Source organism: Streptomyces flavidovirens DSM 40150 (assembly GCF_000429085.1).
GTDB classification, from domain to species: domain Bacteria; phylum Actinomycetota; class Actinomycetes; order Streptomycetales; family Streptomycetaceae; genus Streptomyces; species Streptomyces flavidovirens.
Window position 1 is genome coordinate 1 of sequence record NZ_AUBE01000028.1, and the last position, 17,451, is coordinate 17,451.

15 protein-coding genes are annotated in these 17,451 nt (G+C 72.5%); 12 read left to right on the forward strand and 3 right to left on the reverse strand.

Annotated features, from left to right (window positions below; translation table 11 throughout):
• The 4 genes from G412_RS0126930 to G412_RS0126945 form a co-directional block, all read left to right on the forward strand.
• Positions 1 to 432: flavodoxin/ferredoxin-dependent (E)-4-hydroxy-3-methylbut-2-enyl-diphosphate synthase (locus G412_RS0126930; protein WP_028814790.1), on the forward strand; the 432-nt coding region annotated here is incomplete at its 5' end.
• A 125-nt stretch (positions 433 to 557) separates the two neighbouring features.
• Positions 558 to 1,403, forward strand: a complete 846-nt coding sequence (locus tag G412_RS0126935) for a GNAT family N-acetyltransferase (RefSeq protein WP_244283232.1) — start codon at positions 558 to 560, stop codon at positions 1,401 to 1,403.
• Positions 1,404 to 1,429: 26 nt separating this feature from the next.
• The gene (locus G412_RS0126940; protein ID WP_051338645.1) at positions 1,430 to 2,002 is read left to right on the forward strand and encodes a GNAT family N-acetyltransferase; all 573 of its coding nucleotides are present in this window, start codon (positions 1,430 to 1,432) and stop codon (positions 2,000 to 2,002) included.
• Between the two features lie 70 nt (positions 2,003 to 2,072).
• Positions 2,073 to 3,779 carry a proline--tRNA ligase gene (locus G412_RS0126945; protein WP_028814793.1) on the forward strand — a complete coding sequence of 569 codons (1,707 nt, stop codon included), beginning with the start codon at positions 2,073 to 2,075 and terminating at the stop codon, positions 3,777 to 3,779.
• 195 nt (positions 3,780 to 3,974) lie between these two features.
• Here the strand turns inward: G412_RS0126945 and G412_RS0126950 are convergent, their stop codons facing one another.
• Genes G412_RS0126950 through G412_RS0126960 form a run of 3 tightly spaced genes read right to left on the reverse strand, consistent with a single transcriptional unit; the run spans position 3,975 to position 5,901 of the window.
• On the reverse strand, positions 3,975 to 4,886 hold the full coding sequence (locus G412_RS0126950; RefSeq protein WP_028814794.1) for an aminoglycoside phosphotransferase family protein: 912 nt from the start codon (positions 4,884 to 4,886) through the stop codon (positions 3,975 to 3,977).
• A gap of 47 nt (positions 4,887 to 4,933) precedes the next feature.
• Entirely contained in the window at positions 4,934 to 5,395 is a 462-nt protein-coding gene (locus tag G412_RS0126955; RefSeq protein ID WP_244283233.1) for a ferritin-like domain-containing protein, read from the reverse strand.
• Positions 5,392 to 5,901, reverse strand: coding sequence for a twin-arginine translocation signal domain-containing protein (locus tag G412_RS0126960; RefSeq protein ID WP_028814796.1), 510 nt, complete (start codon positions 5,899 to 5,901; stop codon positions 5,392 to 5,394). The genes G412_RS0126955 and G412_RS0126960 overlap by 4 nt, the downstream gene beginning before the upstream one ends.
• A 154-nt stretch (positions 5,902 to 6,055) precedes the next feature.
• On the opposite strand from G412_RS0126960, the gene rimP reads away from it, so the two are divergent.
• The 8 genes from rimP (at position 6,056) to G412_RS37390 (ending at position 17,441) form a co-directional block, all read left to right on the forward strand.
• Positions 6,056 to 6,553, forward strand: a complete 498-nt coding sequence (gene rimP / locus G412_RS0126965; RefSeq protein ID WP_028814797.1) for a ribosome maturation factor RimP — start codon at positions 6,056 to 6,058, stop codon at positions 6,551 to 6,553.
• A gap of 2 nt (positions 6,554 to 6,555) precedes the next feature.
• On the forward strand, positions 6,556 to 7,554 hold the full coding sequence (gene nusA, locus G412_RS0126970; RefSeq protein ID WP_028814798.1) for a transcription termination factor NusA: 999 nt from the start codon (positions 6,556 to 6,558) through the stop codon (positions 7,552 to 7,554).
• A 75-nt stretch (positions 7,555 to 7,629) separates the two neighbouring features.
• Positions 7,630 to 7,914, forward strand: coding sequence for a YlxR family protein (locus G412_RS38520; RefSeq protein ID WP_078607420.1), 285 nt, complete (start codon positions 7,630 to 7,632; stop codon positions 7,912 to 7,914).
• Between the two features lie 147 nt (positions 7,915 to 8,061).
• Positions 8,062 to 11,175, forward strand: coding sequence for a translation initiation factor IF-2 (infB, locus tag G412_RS38525; protein WP_078607422.1), 3,114 nt, complete (start codon positions 8,062 to 8,064; stop codon positions 11,173 to 11,175).
• A 153-nt stretch (positions 11,176 to 11,328) separates the two neighbouring features.
• Positions 11,329 to 11,622, forward strand: coding sequence for a DUF503 domain-containing protein (locus G412_RS0126985; protein WP_028814801.1), 294 nt, complete (start codon positions 11,329 to 11,331; stop codon positions 11,620 to 11,622).
• Between the two features lie 33 nt (positions 11,623 to 11,655).
• Positions 11,656 to 12,153 (forward strand): 30S ribosome-binding factor RbfA, encoded by a 498-nt coding sequence (rbfA, locus tag G412_RS0126990; protein ID WP_028814802.1) that lies wholly within the window; start codon positions 11,656 to 11,658, stop codon positions 12,151 to 12,153.
• Positions 12,150 to 13,052, forward strand: coding sequence for a tRNA pseudouridine(55) synthase TruB (truB, locus tag G412_RS0126995; RefSeq protein ID WP_028814803.1), 903 nt, complete (start codon positions 12,150 to 12,152; stop codon positions 13,050 to 13,052). The genes rbfA and truB overlap by 4 nt, the downstream gene beginning before the upstream one ends.
• Before the next feature lie 258 nt (positions 13,053 to 13,310).
• A complete protein-coding gene (locus tag G412_RS37390; RefSeq protein ID WP_244283235.1) occupies positions 13,311 to 17,441 on the forward strand; it encodes a S1 family peptidase in 4,131 nt (1,376 codons plus the stop codon).
• The last annotated feature ends 10 nt before the right edge of the window (positions 17,442 to 17,451 follow it).

The following is a 17,451-nucleotide window of genomic DNA, read 5'->3' on the forward strand; positions in this document are numbered from 1 at the left end:
ATCGGCGACACCATCCGGGTCTCGCTGTCCGCGCCGCCGGTCGAGGAGGTCAAGGTCGGCCTCCAGATCCTGGAGGCGCTCAACCTCAAGCAGCGGCGTCTGGAGATCGTGTCCTGCCCGTCCTGCGGGCGTGCGCAGGTCGACGTCTACAAGCTCGCCGACCAGGTGGCCGCCGGTCTCGACGGCCTGGAGGTGCCGCTGCGCGTCGCCGTCATGGGGTGTGTCGTCAACGGTCCGGGTGAGGCGCGCGAGGCGGACCTCGGTGTCGCGTCCGGCAACGGCAAGGGGCAGATCTTCGTCAAGGGCGAGGTCATCAAGACCGTGCCCGAGTCGAAGATCGTCGAGACGCTCATCGAAGAGGCGATGAAAATCGCCGAGCAGATGGAGAAGGACGGCGTCATGTCCGGCGAGCCGGCGGTCTCCGTCGGCTGACGCGCCCGCACACCGACGACACGGAGCCCCGCCCTCACCGGCGGGGCTCCGTTCCGTATGCGACGCCCCGCGGACACGCCCGGTAGAGTGCGGAGATCAGAAGACCGTACGGTGAGGCCCCTCACGTGTTGACTCAGACCACTACCCGGGTCCTCGACCCCGGCGAACTCGGCGCCGCGCTCGCCATCCTCGAAAGCGAGCCCGTCGCCAACGCCTTCGTGACCTCGCGCGTCCAGGCCGCCGGTCTCGACCCGTGGCGCCTCGGCGGCGAGATGTGGGGCTGGTACGCCGACGGCCGCCTCCGCTCGCTCTGCTACTCCGGCGCCAACCTGGTCCCGATCTGCGCCACCCCCGAAGCGGTACGCGGCTTCGCCGACCGCGCCCGCAGGGCCGGCCGCCGCTGCTCGTCGATCGTCGGCCCCGCCGAGAGCACCAGGCAGCTGTGGCGGCTGCTCGAACCCAGCTGGGGCCCCGCCCGCGAAGTACGCCCGCACCAGCCGCTCATGGTCACCGAACAGCCCTCGCCCGACGTCCGGCCCGACCCCCGCGTCCGGCGCATCCACAAGGCCGAGATGGACGTGATCATGCCCGCGTGCGTGGCGATGTTCACCGAGGAGGTCGGCGTCTCGCCGCTCGCGGGCGACGGCGGGCTGCTCTACCAGGCGCGGGTCGCCGAACTCGTCGCGGCGGGCCGGTCGTTCGCCCGCATCGAGGACGGCAAAGTCGTCTTCAAGGCCGAGATCGGCGCCGCGACCTCGCGGGCCTGCCAGATCCAGGGCGTCTGGGTGGCCCCCGAATTCCGCGGCCAGGGACTGTCCGAGACCGGCATGGCGGCCGTTCTGCGCTACGCGCTGGCCGATGTCGCGCCCGTCGTCAGCCTGTACGTGAACGACTTCAACACGGCGGCGCGTGCCTCGTACCGCCGGGTCGGCTTCCGCGAGGTCGGCGCGTTCATGAGCGTGTTGTTCTGACATCGCCTGGAAGTAGGGTGCGCAGCATGGCACCTCTTTCCGGGGGCGTACCCCAGACCCCCGCCGTAGTGGTCGCGCCGGTCGATCTCGCCGCGCGCGTGGACGAGGCGCTCGCCGTACAGGCCCTCGCCTTCGGGCTCACCGACGAGGAGATCGGCGTACGCCGGCACATCGTGCTGCGGCACCTGCTCAGCCCCGGCGCGCGGGCGCTCGGCGCCACGACGCCCGACGGACGGCTCGTCGGCTTCGTCTACGGGATGCCCAACGACCGTACGCACTGGTGGTCCACCGTCGTCGAGCCGTATCTGCGCCGCACCGGCAACGACGACTGGCTCGACGACTCCTTCGTCATCACCGAACTGCACGTCGCCCCCACCCACCAGGCACGCGGCATCGGCCGCGAGCTGATCACCACCATCACGGACACCGCCGCGCAGCCCCGCTCGATCCTCTCCGCCATCGACATCGAGAGCCCGGCCCGCGGCCTCTACCGGGCGCTGGGTTACGTCGACCTGGCGCGCCAGGTCCACTTCCCGAGCGCCCCCAGGCCGTACGCCGTGATGGGCGCTCCACTCCCGCTGCGCCGTCACGGCGCGTAACGGATTTCCCGGTGCCTGTGCTGCCCGGCTAACCTCCTAGCCATCACACTTTTCTTCGCAGGAGTTCACCATGGCCCAGGTCCAGCGCATGTCCCGTCTGATGGTCAAGACACTGCGTGACGACCCGGCGGACGCCGAGACGCTCAGCCACAAGCTGCTGGTGCGCGCAGGCTACGTCCGCCGGAACGCGGCGGGGATCTGGACCTGGCTCCCGCTGGGCAAGAAGGTCCTCGACAACATCTCGCGCGTCGTGCGCGAGGAGATGGACGAGATCGGCGCCCAGGAGGTGCTGCTGCCCGCCCTCCTGCCCAAGGAGGCGTACGAGGCGAGCGGCCGCTGGGAGGAGTACGGCGACCTGCTGTTCCGCCTCAAGGACCGCAAGGGCGCCGACTACCTGCTCGGCCCGACGCACGAAGAGATCTTCACGCAGACCGTCAAGGACCAGTGCACGTCCTACAAGGACCTGCCGGTGATGCTCTACCAGATCCAGACGAAGTACCGCGACGAGGCGCGTCCGCGCTCCGGCGTGCTGCGCGGCCGTGAGTTCCAGATGAAGGACTCCTACTCCTTCGACACGACGGACGAGGGCCTCGCCGAGTCGTACGCGCTGCACCGCGCCGCCTACCAGAAGATCTTCGCGCGCCTGGGCCTCGACTTCCGCATCGTCTCCGCCGTGTCCGGCGCGATGGGCGGCTCGGCGTCCGAGGAGTTCCTGGCCCCGGCCGCGGCGGGCGAGGACACCTTCGTGGACTGCCCGTCCTGCGACTACGCCGCCAACACGGAGGCCGTGACCTTCAGCCCCGCTGCCGTCGCCGCCGCGTACGACGACGCGGAGCACGGCCCGGTCGTGGAGCTGGACACCCCCGACACCCCGACGATCGAGACCCTCGCCGACCACCTCGGCGTACCGGCGTCCGCGACCCTCAAGAACCTGCTGGTCAAGGTCGACGGCGAGATCGTCGCCGTGGGCATCCCCGGCGACCGCGAGGTCGACCTCGGCAAGCTCGGCGAGCACCTGGCGCCCGCCGTGGTCGAGCTCGTCACGGCCGAGGACTTCGTGGGCCGTCCGGATCTCGTACGCGGCTACGTCGGCCCGCAGGGCCTGGAGAAGGTCCGCTACATCGCCGACCCGCGCGTCGCCGCCGGCACCGCCTGGATCACCGGCGCCAACAAGCCCGACACCCACGCGAAGAACGTCGTCGCGGGCCGCGACTTCGAGGTCGACGAGTACCTCGACGTCGTGGTCGTCGAAGAGGGCGACCCCTGCCCCAAGTGCGGCGCCGGCCTCAAGCTCGACCGCGCCATCGAGATCGGCCACATCTTCCAGCTCGGCCGCAAGTACGCCGACACCTTCCAGCTCGACGTGCTCGGCCAGCAGGGCAAGCCGGTCCGCGTGACCATGGGCTCCTACGGCATCGGCGTCTCGCGCGCCGTGGCGGCGCTCGCCGAGCAGTCCGCCGACGACAAGGGCCTGTGCTGGCCCGCCGAGATCGCCCCGGCGGACGTGCACGTCGTCGCGGCGGGCAAGGCGCTCCAGACCGAGCTGGCCGTCGAGGTCGCGGACAAGCTGGGCGCGGCCGGGCTGCGGGTGCTGGTGGACGAGCGTCCGGGCGTCTCGCCGGGCGTGAAGTTCACGGACGCCGAGCTCATCGGCGTACCGAAGATCCTGGTGGCGGGCCGCCGCAGCGCCGAGGGCGTCGTGGAGCTGAAGGACCGCCGCACGGGCGAGCGCGAGGAACTGACCGTCGACGAGGCGATCGCCCGCCTGACGGCCTGAGCCCCGGCCGGGGGCCGGGCAGGGGCGAGTGTTGCGGCCCTGGCCGCAAAACTCGGTCCTGCCCGGCACCTCCAGCCCCTCCGGCGTTTGAGGAGCGGGGTCTGGGGCGGAGCCCCTCACGCGGCGGAGCCGCAAAGTGTCACAGCGGGAAGGGGCGGGGTGGGGAAAAGGCCCCGCGCAGCGGCTCCGGGCCAGCTACAGCCAGCCGGCGAACTCCAGCAGGAGCTCCGCGTCCTGGTGGCGGCCGGCCGCCGTCGCCCGTACGCCCGACTCCACCGCACGGAACAGCGTCCAGCCGTGCAGCCTGCCCCGGTCGACGTCCAGCGAGTCGGCGAGCCTGTTCACCCGGCGGCGGGTGGCGGACGGGCCCCCGGCGGAGGCGACCAAGTCCTCGACCCGGTCGCGGACCAGCCGGGCAAGGTCGTACGCCCGCTCGCCGACCAGCGGATCGGGCCCGACGGCCAGCCACGGCGCCCGGTCGCCGGCGAGCACCTTGCCCTGCCTGAAGTTGCCGTGCAGGAGCAGGAGTTCGTCCGCGGATGCCGTCAGCTCGTCGCGCGCCGCGAGGGCGGCCTCGATCAGCGGGGCCAGGGCGGGGTCGGCCGAGCGCATCGCCGCGGTCTGGCGGGCCGTGCGCTCGGCGACCGTCTCGAAGTCGTGGTCCGGGGGCGGCTCGATCCAGAGCCGGCGTACGATTCCGGCCGCCTCCAGGAGGGCCTTGGCCTCCGGCAGGGAACGCAGCGAGACCTCGGAGTGCAGGCGCTCCAGCAGGAGTTCACCCGCGCCGGCGGTCCCGTCGGCGCCGGCATCGGTGTCGAGCAGCTCGACCGCTCCCCAGCCGTTCCAGTGCGCCAGCGCCGCGCGCTCCAGGGCGGGCCCGGCCGCCTCCGGTGCGATCTTGAGCGCGGCGGGGGTGCCGTCCTGCTGCCGTACGAGGACGACCAGGCTGCTCCTGCCGCCGGGGTTCTGCACCCGCTCGACCGTCAGCTTCCGCCGGGACACCGCCTCTTCGGCCAGTTCCGGCACCTGCCCGAGCCAGTCCGCGGCCACGTCCGGGTACGCCTCGCCGAGCGCTCGTACGAGACGCTGCGGCGGTTCGAAAAGCATGCGTGTGGTGTCCCCTTCAAAGGCCGGTTCGGAGTCCGGGTCGAAGCTCACTGCTCGCGGCTCACCGCCGGGGTGGTCAGCTCCGCAAGCCCAGGAAAGGCTACGCCGCGTCCCCGCCAGCGCACGGCCCGCACCGCTGCCTCCCGCAGCGCCCCCGCCGCCTCGCGCCGCAAGGGGCCCGCGGCGGCGCGTACGACGTCGGAGTAGACCCCGGCCACCCGGTCCTCCAGCTCGGCGGCGAGCCGTACGGCCGCCGCCTCGTCCGGCACCGGGAACGGCAGGGCGTACGCGGCGGCCGAGGCCACCGGGGTGGCGCCCAGGTCGCGCACGGTCCGCTCCAGCGCGTCGCGCCGCGAACGGTGGGCGTCGTACGCCTCCCGTGCCTCGTTCCTGCGCTCTTCGGCCACCCGGCCGCCGACGACTCCGTACCCGTACACGGCGGCGTGTTCCGCGGCCAGGGCGGCCTGCACGGCCTCCACCGCCTGCACGGCGGTCGGCGTCCCGCTCACCCGTCGCTCCCTTCGGTCAACAGACCGGTCAGCAGATATACGTGGGCGGCGCCGGCCGCGGCGACGGACGCCAGCAGCCGGGCCAGCTCCGGCGGCGCTTCGAGGAGAGCCGCGGTGTACGCGTCGGTGCCGCGCTGCTCCTCGGCCGCGAGCTTCTTCAGGGCGGCCCCGCGCTCCGCGGCGACGGCCGGGGGCGCGGGGGCGCGGCCCGCCGGGCCTTCGCCCCGCAGGGCGTCCGCCTGCCTGGCCACCGCTTCGCGCAGCGGCTCCAGCCGCCCGGCGATGGAGGGATGGGCGGCGACAACGGCGTCGTAGTGCGCCAGCAGCGTCTGCCTGGCCCGCGCGGAACGCTTGCGCAGCCCGGCCTCGGCCCGTACCGCGGCGGCTGTGGAGCCGTCCCGGCCAGGCGGAGCCGAGTCCTGCGTGCACCCGCCGGTCAGCAGCGCGACGGCCGCGGCCCCGGTCGCCGCGAGCGCACCCCTGCGTGTGGTTTCCGTGCGCCGCACCTGTGTCTCCCTCGGGGCTCTGCGGTGATCACCGCAGGCGAGCGTACCCGCGGCTCCCCGGCAGGCGGACGGCAACACCCCCCGCGACCGGATACCCTTTGATCTGACACGCGACGATCCACACAACAGCACACGCGGCCGAGGAGTCACCCGGATGAGCACCACCCAGAGCGACAGGCTGCGCGCACTCCTGGAACCACTGGTCAGCGCGGAAGGCCTCGATCTGGAAGACATCGAGGTGTCCCGGACCGGCAGGCGCCGCCAGCTGAGGATCGTCGTCGACTCCGACGAAGGCGTGGAACTCGACGCCTGTGCCGAGCTGAGCCGCTCCATCTCCGAGAAGCTCGACGAGACGGACGCGATGGGCGAGGGCGAGTACGTCCTCGAAGTCAGCTCCCCGGGCGCCGACCGCCCGCTGTCGGAGCACCGGCACTACGTACGGGCCACCGGCCGCCTCGCCAAGCTGACGCTGAACGACGCCACCGAGCTGGTCGCACGCATTCTGACCGTGGACGACGAGGGGCTCGACCTCGAAGTGCCGGGCGTGAAGGGCCGTAAGCCCACCGCCCGCCGGGTCGCCTTCGCGGACATCGCCAAGGCCCGGGTGGAGATCGAGTTCAGCCGCAAGGACAAGAAGGAAGAGGAGGCGTAGCCATGGATATCGACGTAAAGCTCCTGAAGGGCTTGGCGAAGGAAAAGGAGATCTCCTTCGACCTGATGGTCGAGGCGATCGAATCGGCCCTCCTCATCGCGTACCACCGCACCGAGGGAAGCTTCCGCCGCGCGCGCGTGGAGCTCAACCGCGAGACCGGGCATGTGACGGTCTGGGCGAAGGAAGACCCGGCCGACCTCGAAGAGGGCCAGGAGCCCAAGGAGTTCGACGACACCCCGTCCGACTTCGGGCGGATCGCGGCGAGTACCGCCAAGCAGGTCATCCTCCAGCGTCTGCGCGACGCCGAGGACGACCGGACCTTCGGCGAGTACGCGGGCCACGAGGGCGATGTCGTCACGGGCGTCGTGCAGCAGGGCAGGGACCCCAAGAACGTCCTGGTCGACATCGGCAAGCTGGAAGCCATCCTTCCGGTGCAGGAGCAGGTGCCGGGCGAGGAGTACACGCACGGTCTGCGCCTGCGTTCGTACGTCGTGCGGGTGGCCAAGGGTGTGCGCGGTCCGTCCGTGACGCTGTCCCGCACCCACCCGAACCTGGTGAAGAAGCTCTTCGCCCTGGAGGTCCCGGAGATCGCCGACGGCTCGGTCGTCATCGAGGCCATCGCCCGCGAGGCCGGCCACCGCTCCAAGATCGCCGTACGCTCGACGCGCTCCGGACTGAACCCGAAGGGCGCCTGCATCGGCCCGATGGGCGGCCGTGTGCGCAATGTCATGGCCGAGCTGCACGGCGAGAAGATCGACATCGTGGACTGGTCGGACGACCCGGCCGAGATGGTCGCCAACGCCCTGTCGCCCGCGCGCGTCAGCAAGGTCGAGGTCGTGGACATGGCGGCCCGCTCCGCCCGCGTCACCGTGCCCGACTACCAGCTCTCGCTGGCCATCGGCAAGGAAGGCCAGAACGCCCGGCTCGCCGCCCGGCTGACCGGCTGGCGCATCGACATCCGTTCCGACACCGAACAGCCCCAGTCCGCCGACCAGGGCTGAGGCCGGTTTTACGACAACAACCGTTCGATTTTTGCCCCCATGGGGCGAGGTCGCCGCGGGGAGGTAGACTTAATAGTGTCTGGCCGGACGCATGCCCGCGTATGCCCTGAGCGAACCTGTGTGGGATGCCGGGAGCGAGCGGCCAAGCGCGAACTGCTGCGCATCGTGGAGATCGAGGGTGAATGTGTCCCCGATCCTCGCGGTACGCTGCCCGGCCGGGGTGCGTACATCCACCCCGCCTCTGAGTGTCTCGCTCTGGCGGTCCGCCGCCGGGCGTTTCCCCGGGCCTTTCGGGGCCGGGCACCGCTTGGCACAACGGCGTTGAGCCGGTTTGTCGAGCAGGCAACAGCAACACCGTAAGAAGAGAACGGCACGGATAACCGTGCGGTCAGGTACCTCGCGAGTTGGAAGTAGGTCGAGATTGCGATGAGCACTCGATGAGTACGCGATGAGTACGCCCATGAAGTAGCGACGGTCCGGCGGTAACCCGGACCTAAAAGGAGCGAAGTGGCAAAGGTCCGGGTATACGAACTCGCCAAGGAGTTCGGTGTGGAGAGCAAGGTCGTCATGGCCAAGCTCCAAGAACTTGGTGAATTCGTCCGTTCGGCGTCCTCGACGATCGAGGCGCCGGTTGTACGCAAACTGACTGACGCACTGCAGGGTCCCGGCGGCAACGCCGGCAAGACCGCAGCCAAGCCGGGCGCGCCGCGTAAGGCGACGCCCGCGAAGCCGTCCCCGGCTACCGCCTCGTCTGCGCCCTCCCCGGCACAGGCGGCCCGTCCGGGCGCCCCGAAGCCGGGCGCACCGGCCCCCAAGCCGGCCGCGGCCGAGACTCCGGCGGCCTCCGCGCCGTCCGGTGCCCCGCGTCCGGGTCCGAAGCCCGCACCGGCCAAGCCCGCCCCGGCGGCTCCGGTGCCCGCGGCGGAGTTCTCCGCGCCCGAGCCTGCCCAGCAGGCCCCCGCTGCCCCCGCGCAGCCCCAGCAGGCCCCGCGTCCCGCGGGTGCCACGCCCGGCCCGCGCCCTGCCCGTCCGGCTCCCGCCGGTCAGCGTGACGGTGGTCAGCGTGACGACCGCCGTGGTGGCGAGCGTCCCGCCCGCCCCGGTGGCCAGCAGGCCCCCCGTCCGGGAGGCGCCCGTCCCGCGGGTCCGCGTCCCGGAAACAACCCCTTCACCTCTGGTGGCTCCACCGGCATGGCGCGTCCGCAGACGCCCCGTCCGGGTGGCGCCCCGCGTCCCGGCGGTGCCGGTGCCCCCGGTGGCGCCCCCCGTCCCCAGGGTGCTCCCGGCGGCGCTCCGCGCCCGCAGGGTCAGGGTGGCGCACGTCCTTCCCCTGGTGGCATGCCCCGTCCGCAGGGCGGCGCCCCGCGACCGGGTGGTGCTCCGGGCGGTAACCGTCCGAACCCCGGCATGATGCCGCAGCGTCCCGCGGCCAGCCCCCGTCCCGGTGGCGGTCCTGGCGGCGGTGGCCGTGGCCCCGGCGGCCCCGGTGGCCGTCCGGCAGGCGGCGGCGGTCGTCCCGGTGGCGGCGGCTTCGCCGGCCGTCCGGCCGGTCCCGGCGGTGGCGGTGGCGGCTTCGCCGGCCGTCCCGGTGGTCCCGGTGGCGGTGGCGGTGCGGGCCGTCCCGGTGGTGGCGGCGGCTTCGGCGGTCGTCCCGGCTTCGGTGGACGTCCCGGCGGCCCGGGTGCCCGTGGTGGCACGCAGGGTGCGTTCGGCCGTCCCGGCGGTCCCGCGCGCCGCGGTCGTAAGTCGAAGCGGCAGAGGCGCCAGGAGTACGAGGCCATGCAGGCCCCGTCGGTAGGCGGCGTCATGCTGCCTCGCGGCAACGGACAGACCGTCCGCCTGTCGCGCGGTGCCTCGCTCACCGACTTCGCCGAGAAGATCAACGCCAACCCGGCGTCGCTCGTCGGCGTGATGATGAACCTCGGCGAGATGGTCACTGCCACGCAGTCCGTCTCCGACGAGACGCTCAAGCTCCTCGCTGAAGAGATGAACTTCATCCTGGAGATCGTCAGCCCGGAGGAGGAGGACCGCGAGCTTCTCGAGTCCTTCTCCATCGAGTTCGGCGAGGACGAGGGCGGCGAGGACATGCTCGTCTCCCGTCCGCCGGTCGTGACCGTCATGGGTCACGTCGACCACGGTAAGACCCGACTGCTGGACGCTATCCGCAAGACGAACGTCGTCGCGGGCGAGGCCGGCGGTATTACGCAGCACATCGGTGCGTACCAGGTCGCCACCGAGGTCAACGGTGAAGAGCGCGCCATCACCTTCATCGACACCCCCGGTCACGAGGCGTTCACCGCCATGCGTGCCCGTGGTGCGAAGTCCACCGACATCGCGATCCTCGTGGTCGCGGCGAACGACGGTGTGATGCCGCAGACGATCGAGGCGCTGAACCACGCCAAGGCGGCCAACGTGCCGATCGTGGTCGCGGTCAACAAGATCGACGTCGAGGGTGCCGACCCGACCAAGGTGCGCGGTCAGCTCACCGAGTTCGGTCTGGTGGCCGAGGAGTACGGCGGCGACACGATGTTCGTCGACATCTCCGCGCGCCAGGGTCTCAACATCGAGCAGCTGCTCGAAGCCGTGATCCTCACCGCCGACGCGTCGCTCGACCTCCGGGCGAACGCCGAGATGGACGCGCAGGGCATCGCCATCGAGGCCCACCTCGACAAGGGCCGCGGCGCCGTCGCCACCGTGCTCGTCCAGCGCGGAACGCTCCGCGTCGGTGACACGATGGTCGCCGGTGACGCCTACGGCCGAGTCCGCGCCATGCTCGACGACAACGGCAACAACGTCGAGGAAGCGGGTCCGTCGACCCCCGTCCTGGTCCTGGGTCTCACGAACGTCCCCGGCGCCGGCGACAACTTCCTGGTCGTCGACGAGGACCGTACGGCCCGCCAGATCGCCGAGAAGCGTGCTGCGCGTGAGCGCAACGCCGCCTTCGCCAAGCGCACCCGCCGGGTGTCCCTCGAGGACCTCGACAAGGTGCTCAAGGCCGGTCTGGTCCAGGACCTCAACATCATCATCAAGGGCGACGCGTCCGGTTCGGTGGAGGCTCTCGAGTCCTCGCTGCTCCAGCTCGACGTCGGTGAAGAGGTTGAGATCCGGGTCCTGCACCGCGGTGTGGGTGCGGTCACCGAGTCCGACATCGACCTGGCGATGGGCTCCGACGCCATCGTCATCGGCTTCAACGTCCGAGCTGCCGGCCGCGCCGCGCAGATGGCGGACCGCGAGGGCGTCGACGTCCGGTACTACTCGGTCATCTACCAGGCGATCGAAGAGATCGAAGCGGCCCTCAAGGGCATGCTCAAGCCGGAGTACGAAGAGGTCGAGCTCGGTACGGCGGAGATCCGCGAGATCTTCCGCTCGTCCAAGCTGGGCAACATCGCCGGTGTTCTCGTCCGCTCCGGAGAGGTCAAGCGCAACACCAAGGCGCGCCTCATCCGCGACGGCAAGGTCATTGCCGAGGACCTCAACATCCAGGGTCTGCGCCGCTTCAAGGACGACGTCACCGAGATCCGCGAAGGCTTCGAGGGCGGTATCAACCTCGGAAACTTCAACGACATCAAGGTCGACGACGTCATCGCGACGTACGAGATGCGCGAGAAGCCGCGCGGCTGAGCCGTGTAGCTGATCCGTACAACGACAGTCGGGGCCGCTCGGCGGAGATTATTTCCGTCGAGCGGCCCCGGCCGTTGCGTGTACGGTTCTTGTGTCCCTGCCAAGTCGTTGGCAGGGCACGACCCCGAACCGGCGGGACATCCGGACACACACATGTATGTGGGGACACTGTCCTTCGACCTGCTCCTCGGCGACGTACGGTCGCTGAAGGAGAAGCGCTCTGTAGTACGCCCGATCGTCGCCGAACTCCAGCGCAAGTTCGCGGTGAGCGTCGCCGAAGTCGGCGACCAGGATGTCTATCGCAGGGTCGAGATCGGCCTGGCGGTGGTATCAGGGGACACGGGGCACCTCACGGAAGTACTGGACCGGTGCGAGCGCATGGTCGCCGCCCGGCCCGAGGTGGAGCTGCTGTCGGTACGACGGCGGCTGCACGGTGACGAAGACTGAAGTTCAGCAGAAGCAGAAAGAGGAGAAGGACCGGTGACCGACAAAGCGCGGGCCCGCAAGCTGGCCGATCGCATCCAGGTCGTGGTCGCGGAGACCCTGGACCGGCGAATCAAGGATCCGCGACTGGGGTTCGTGACCATCACGGACGCCCGTGTCACCGGTGACCTCCGGGAGGCCACGGTCTTCTACACGGTCTACGGCGACGACGAAGCGCGCGCCGCCTCGGCCGCCGCCCTGGAGAGCGCCAAGGGTGTCCTGCGTTCCGAGGTCGGCCGGCAGACCGGCGTGCGGCACACGCCGTCGCTGGCCTTCGTCGCCGACGCGCTCCCGGACAACGCGCGCACGATCGAGGACCTCCTCGACAAGGCGCGCGCCAAGGACGCCGAGGTGCGCCAGGTGTCGACGGGCAAGACGTACGCCGGCGAGGCCGACCCGTACCGCAAGCCCGAGGACGACGACGAGGCCGAAGCCGCCGAAGCCGAAGCCGAAGCCGAAGCCGAAGCCGAGGACAAGGGCGAAACCGCGGAATGAACAAGCGCACCACCACGACGCCGGACGGCCTTGTCATTGTCGACAAGCCGTCCGGCTTCACTTCGCACGACGTCGTGGCCAAGATGCGCGGGATCGCCAAGACCCGCCGCGTCGGGCACGCGGGCACCCTCGACCCCATGGCGACGGGCGTCCTCGTCCTCGGTGTGGAGAAGGCCACGAAGCTCCTCGGCCATCTCGCCCTGACCGAGAAGGAGTACCTCGGTACGATCCGGCTCGGCCAGACCACGGTCACCGACGACGCGGAGGGCGAGATCACCTCGACCGTCGACGCCTCGGGCGTGACCAGGGAAGGCATCGACGCGGGCGTCGCCGAGCTGACCGGCGCCATCATGCAGGTGCCGTCCAAGGTCAGCGCCATCAAGATCGACGGCAAGCGGTCGTACTCGCGGGTGCGCGAGGGCGAGGAGTTCGAGATCCCGGCCAGGCCGGTGACCGTCTCGTCCTTCCAGGTGTACGACGTACGCCCGGCGGTGGCCGAGGACGGGACGCCCGTCGTCGACCTCGTCGTCTCCGTCGTCTGCTCCTCCGGTACGTACATCCGCGCCCTCGCCCGTGACCTCGGCGCGGGCCTCGGCGTCGGCGGTCACCTGACCGCGCTGCGCCGCACGCGGGTCGGCCCGTACGGGCTCGACGCGGCGAAGACGCTGGAGCAGCTCCAGGAAGAGCTCACCGTCATGCCGATCGCCGAGGCGGCCGCGGCCGCGTTCGCGCGGTGGGACGTGGACGAGCGGCGCGCGGGCCTGGTGACCCACGGCGTACGGCTCGACATGCCGGCGTACGACACCAGCCCGGTCGCGGTCTTCGGGCCCGAGGGACGGTTCCTGGCGCTGGTCGAGGAGAGCCGGGGCAAGGCGAAGAGTCTCGCCGTATTCGGCTGAGGCCTGCCGGTGGTATTCGGCTGAGGCATGCCGGGGAGTGGCCGGCCCCCCATCGTGGAGCGGGCAGCCCGTCGACTGTCCGCTCCACGATCCCCCTCCGGAAGTCTCTCCAGTCCGCACCGCCGATTCACCCCTTTGGGCGGGCGCTCGGAGTGACTGACGGGTGCACTGGGGGGCGCTTTCGCCGTGCGTCCTTCTCCTGGTGATCACCGCGGACCTACCGTCGGTGATCACGGGGCACGGCGGGGAGGTTCGGCGATGGCGGTACCGGAGACGGCGTTGCCCGCGTCGCCCTCCGTCACGCTGGTGCGGATCTGCGATCCGGCGGGGCGCCCGCGCGGGACCGGGTTCGTCGCCGACGACCGGGGCACCGTCGTCACCAGCCACGAGGCGGTCGACGGCCTGACCCGGGTCGTCCTGCACGCGCCGGGCGAGCCCGGTGGAGCCGGCGAGCGGACCTGTCTCGCCGAGGCCGACGCGATCATTCCGCTGCCGGAGACGGATCTGGCGCTCGTACGGACCGAAGGGCTCGGCGTACGGCCCGTACCGGTCGCGGTGCGGGACCGGATCGAGACGGGCACGTACGTACGGCTGGCGGCCGGGGGCTGGCGGGAAGCGCGGATCCTCAGGCCGGTCACGGTCACCTACACGGCGACCGACCGCTTCCATCTCATCGACCACGCGGTGGAGTTGGCGATGGGGACGGCTGGCAGCGACGCGCTGCGCCTCGGCGGCCCGGCGGCGGGGGCGCCGGTCCTGGACGCGGAGACGGGGGCGGTGCTGGCCGTGCTGGGCACCGGGCTGTGCGCGGAGCGGCGGGCGGCGGGGTTCGCCGTACCACTGCGGGCGGCGGCAGCGGCATGGCCCGATGGGCCGCTGGCGGAGCTGCTGCGGCGGAACGCGGCGACGGTGCCGGGCTTCGGGCCGGACTTGAACCTCGCGGGCGCCTTGCAGCTGACGGCGACGTCGGCCGGGCCGGGGCCGGGCCGGTGGCAGGGCCCGGTGGAACGGGCGGAGACGGCAGGGGAGTTCACAGCTTTTTTGGCGTCCTCGGCGTCCTCGGCGTACTCGGTGTCGGCCGGCGCGCTGGTGTTCGCTCTGGTCGGGGACCCCGGAACCGGGCGTACGACGGAACTCGCCGCGCTGGCCGAACGGTGTGCCCAGGGCCCGGAGCCGGCCCCGACGCTTTGGCTGCGCGGCGCGGACCTGCGGGCCGGTGACACCTCGGTCGCGGACGCGGTGGCACGGGCGCTGCGGCAGGCGGGGCGGATCGTCGGCGCTTCGGGGGAGCGGAGCGGCGATCCGGGGGCGGCCACACCGGAGCGGGTGGCGCGGCTGGCGCGCGACGCGGGCCGGCCGCTGCTCGTACTGCTGGACGCTCCGGAGGAAATGCCACGCGCACTGGCTCAACGGCTGCCCGACTGGACCGCGGGGACGGCGAGCTGGCTGCGCGGAGCCGGGGCGCGGCTGGCCGTGGCGTGCCGGGCCGAGTACTGGGAGCAGGCGGGGCCGCTGTACCCGGAGGGCGCACTGCACCGGCCGACGCGGCTCTGGACCGGGTCTTGGGCCGAGCCTTGGGCCGGGCCTTGGGACGGGCTGCCCGCGGCCGTACGGATCGGGGACCTGACCGAGGCCGAGGCGGCACACGCCCGCGAGCGGTACGGCATCCCGGAGGGGACACTCGCGGACGCCTCCGACGCCCGGCATCCGCTGACCTTGCGGCTGCTGGCGGAGGTACGGGAGGCGCTGCCGGGGGATGTACCCGGACACCCTTCGCGCGAGGACGTGTTCTCCGCGTACGTGGACCTGAAGTGCCTGCGCATCGCGGCGCGGCTGGCGGCGGCGGCCCGGCCGACGCCGCGGGGCACGGCGGTGCGGCGGCTCGCCGCGAGGGTCTCGGGGCAGGTGCACGAGGCGGCGCGGCGCTGTCTTGGCTCTGGGCGGGGCGAACTGGACCGCGCGTCCTTCGAAGCGATCTTCCCGTGGCGTACGGGGTGGGCGTCGGCGGTATTGACGGAGGGGCTGCTGGTGCCGGCCGGGTCCGGGTACCGGTTCGCCCACGAGGAGCTCGCGGACTGGCTCCAGGCCATACACCTGGACGTCGACACGGCGCTGCACACCCTGGTCCACGAGGTGCGGGAGGCACAGGAGGCGCAGGAGGCCCGCGAGGCGCAGCAGGCTGGCGGGACGCGCGAAGCTCGGGCCTCCGAACGGGCGGACTCGCCGCTCCGCCCGCCGGGGCCCGCCGCGCCCGTGTCGTTCCCGTGCGGTGCGCATGCGGACGCGGACTATGAGGCGCAGCAGGCCGGCGGGACGCGCGAAGCTCGGGCCTCCGAACGGGCGGACTTCCCGTTCCGTCCGCCGGGGCCCGCCGCGCCCGTGTCGTTCCCGTGCGGTGCGCATGCGGACGCGGACTATGAGGCGCAGCAGGCCGGCGGGACGCGCGAAGCTCGGGCCTCCGAACCGGCGGACTCCCTGCTCCATCCGCCGGGGGCCGCCGCGCCCGTGTCGTCCCCGCGCGGTGCGCACGCCGGGGCCGCCGACTGGCAGGCGGACGAGGGGGTGGGCGAGGCGGGCGGGCAGGTGTCGGCCGTGGCCGGGGGGCACGGTGCTGGGTGCTGGCCGTCGGCGACGGCGCCGGTGCCGCCTCATCGCATCGGGACGGTGGTGCAGGCGCTGCTGCGCCTGGGCCGTGTGCACGGTCCGCCCGCGCTGTCCCGCCGGCTGATGGACCTGGTGCACGCGCTGGACTCTTCCCCGCACCCTCCGGGGGCGGAGAGCCCCTACGCGCCGCCGGGGCGCGTACAGCACGGGCGGGCGGGCGGCGTAACCGAAGGGGGGTCGGCGGCTCCGTGCGGGAGCGGGTGGTGGTGGGGCAGTCGGTTGCTGCGGGAGGTGTTGCTGCGGGTGGGGGACGCCGGGGGATACCTGGGCGTGCTGCGTGCGCTGGCCGACAGCATCAGCCGGCGGTCGGTACGGGAAGGCGGCCCTCAAGGCCTCGGCGGGCTCGCGGAGTTCGGGCCCTGGTTCTGGGAGCGGGTACGCCTCGCGGAGGCGGAGCGGATCGACCTGCTGCGGCGGCTCCTGCCCGCCGACGGAGCGCCGGAGAGCGGGCACGTACCGCCGCACGGCCGGTACCTCGACGCCGTGGCGCGCAGGCTGGAAGCCGCGCCACAGGCCGTGCAGCCCATGCTCTGCCACTGGTTCGACGACGGGCGGCCGCTGCCCGCCGCCGACGACGCCGAGGTACGTCCCACCGTCGCCGGCGTGGCCCAGGCGCTGCTCTACGCCCGCCGCCGGCTTGCCATCGACGATCTGACCGAGGCCCTCGTCGACAGCGCGCACCCCCGCGCCGACGAACTGCTCGCCGCCCTCGCCGAGGAGGAGCCGTCCGCGCTCTGCCGGGCCGTCGACCGCTGGTCCCACGACGGCGAGCGGCCGGCCCGCCGGGTCGCCGCCGCGACGTACGGGCTCACCACCGCGCCGTACGTCACGACGGACGCCGACCGCGAACTGCTCAGGTATGCCGCGCTCTCCCTCCTCGCCCGGCCGGGCGACAGCGCCCTGCACGGCCTCGCTCTCGGCCTGCTCGTACGGGATCCGGACACCCGGCCGCACTGTCTGGCGCAGGCGCTGGCGGCGTTCACCGGTGACGGTTCGCGGCTGCCCGCCACCGCCCTCGCCGCCGCGCTCACCACCCACCCCGAGCCCGTTCTCGCCGCTTTCCGGGCCCGTCTGGCGCGCGGCGGAGAGGGCGCGGGCGACGTACTGCGCGCGCTCGCCGACGTCAGTACGCCCGCCCTCGCCCGCCGCTGCGCCGCCCTCGTCCGCGAGTACGCCGGCCGCCACCCCGACGGTGCCGCGCACGCCGCCGCGTTCGTGGACCGGCGCCTGGAACACGGCCCTGCGGCCCGCGCCGTCCTCTATCCCCTGGTCACGGGCCTGCTGCGGAACCACCCCGGCCACCTGCCGCGCGCCCTCGCCCCCGTGCTCGCCGCACCCGGCAGCCGGGCCTCACGGCCGCTGCGGGCCGAGCTGCTCGACGCACTCCTGGAGAGGTACGGAGCGCGGGACCCCGGCGTTCTGGAGGCGGTGCTGCTGGCCGCCGCCACCGGCGCCCGGCGCAGGGGCGATGCCCGGACCAGGGACCTCGTACACCGCACCGGGCTGCTCCTGGTCCGTACGCCCGAGGGTGCGGCCTGCTTCGACCGGCTGCTGGCCGGGCTCTGCCGCGAGATCCCCGGATTCGCGGCGCTCGTCACCGGCTGGCTGGCCGCCGCGCCCCGCGAGTGGGAGGCGCTGGTGGGGCCGAGCGCCCGCAGGACGGTCGAGAGCCTGGAGGACGCGTATACCGATGCGAGCCGCAGGCCTGGGGCATGGCAGTCTTAGACCTGCGTAA

Bases quoted from the DNA above. Each gene is read 5' to 3' on its own strand.
- G412_RS0126940 (WP_051338645.1), top strand. From the start codon at position 1,430: ATGGCACCTCTTTCCGGGGGCGTACCCCAGACCCCCGCCGTAGTGGTC.
- G412_RS0126945 (WP_028814793.1), top strand. From the start codon at position 2,073: ATGGCCCAGGTCCAGCGCATGTCCCGTCTGATGGTCAAGACACTGCGT.
- G412_RS0126950 (WP_028814794.1), bottom strand. From the start codon at position 4,886: ATGCTTTTCGAACCGCCGCAGCGTCTCGTACGAGCGCTCGGCGAGGCG.
- rimP (WP_028814797.1), top strand. From the start codon at position 6,056: ATGAGCACCACCCAGAGCGACAGGCTGCGCGCACTCCTGGAACCACTG.
- nusA (WP_028814798.1), top strand. From the start codon at position 6,556: ATGGATATCGACGTAAAGCTCCTGAAGGGCTTGGCGAAGGAAAAGGAG.
- G412_RS0126985 (WP_028814801.1), top strand. From the start codon at position 11,329: ATGTATGTGGGGACACTGTCCTTCGACCTGCTCCTCGGCGACGTACGG.
- truB (WP_028814803.1), top strand. From the start codon at position 12,150: ATGAACAAGCGCACCACCACGACGCCGGACGGCCTTGTCATTGTCGAC.
- G412_RS37390 (WP_244283235.1), top strand. From the start codon at position 13,311: ATGGCGGTACCGGAGACGGCGTTGCCCGCGTCGCCCTCCGTCACGCTG.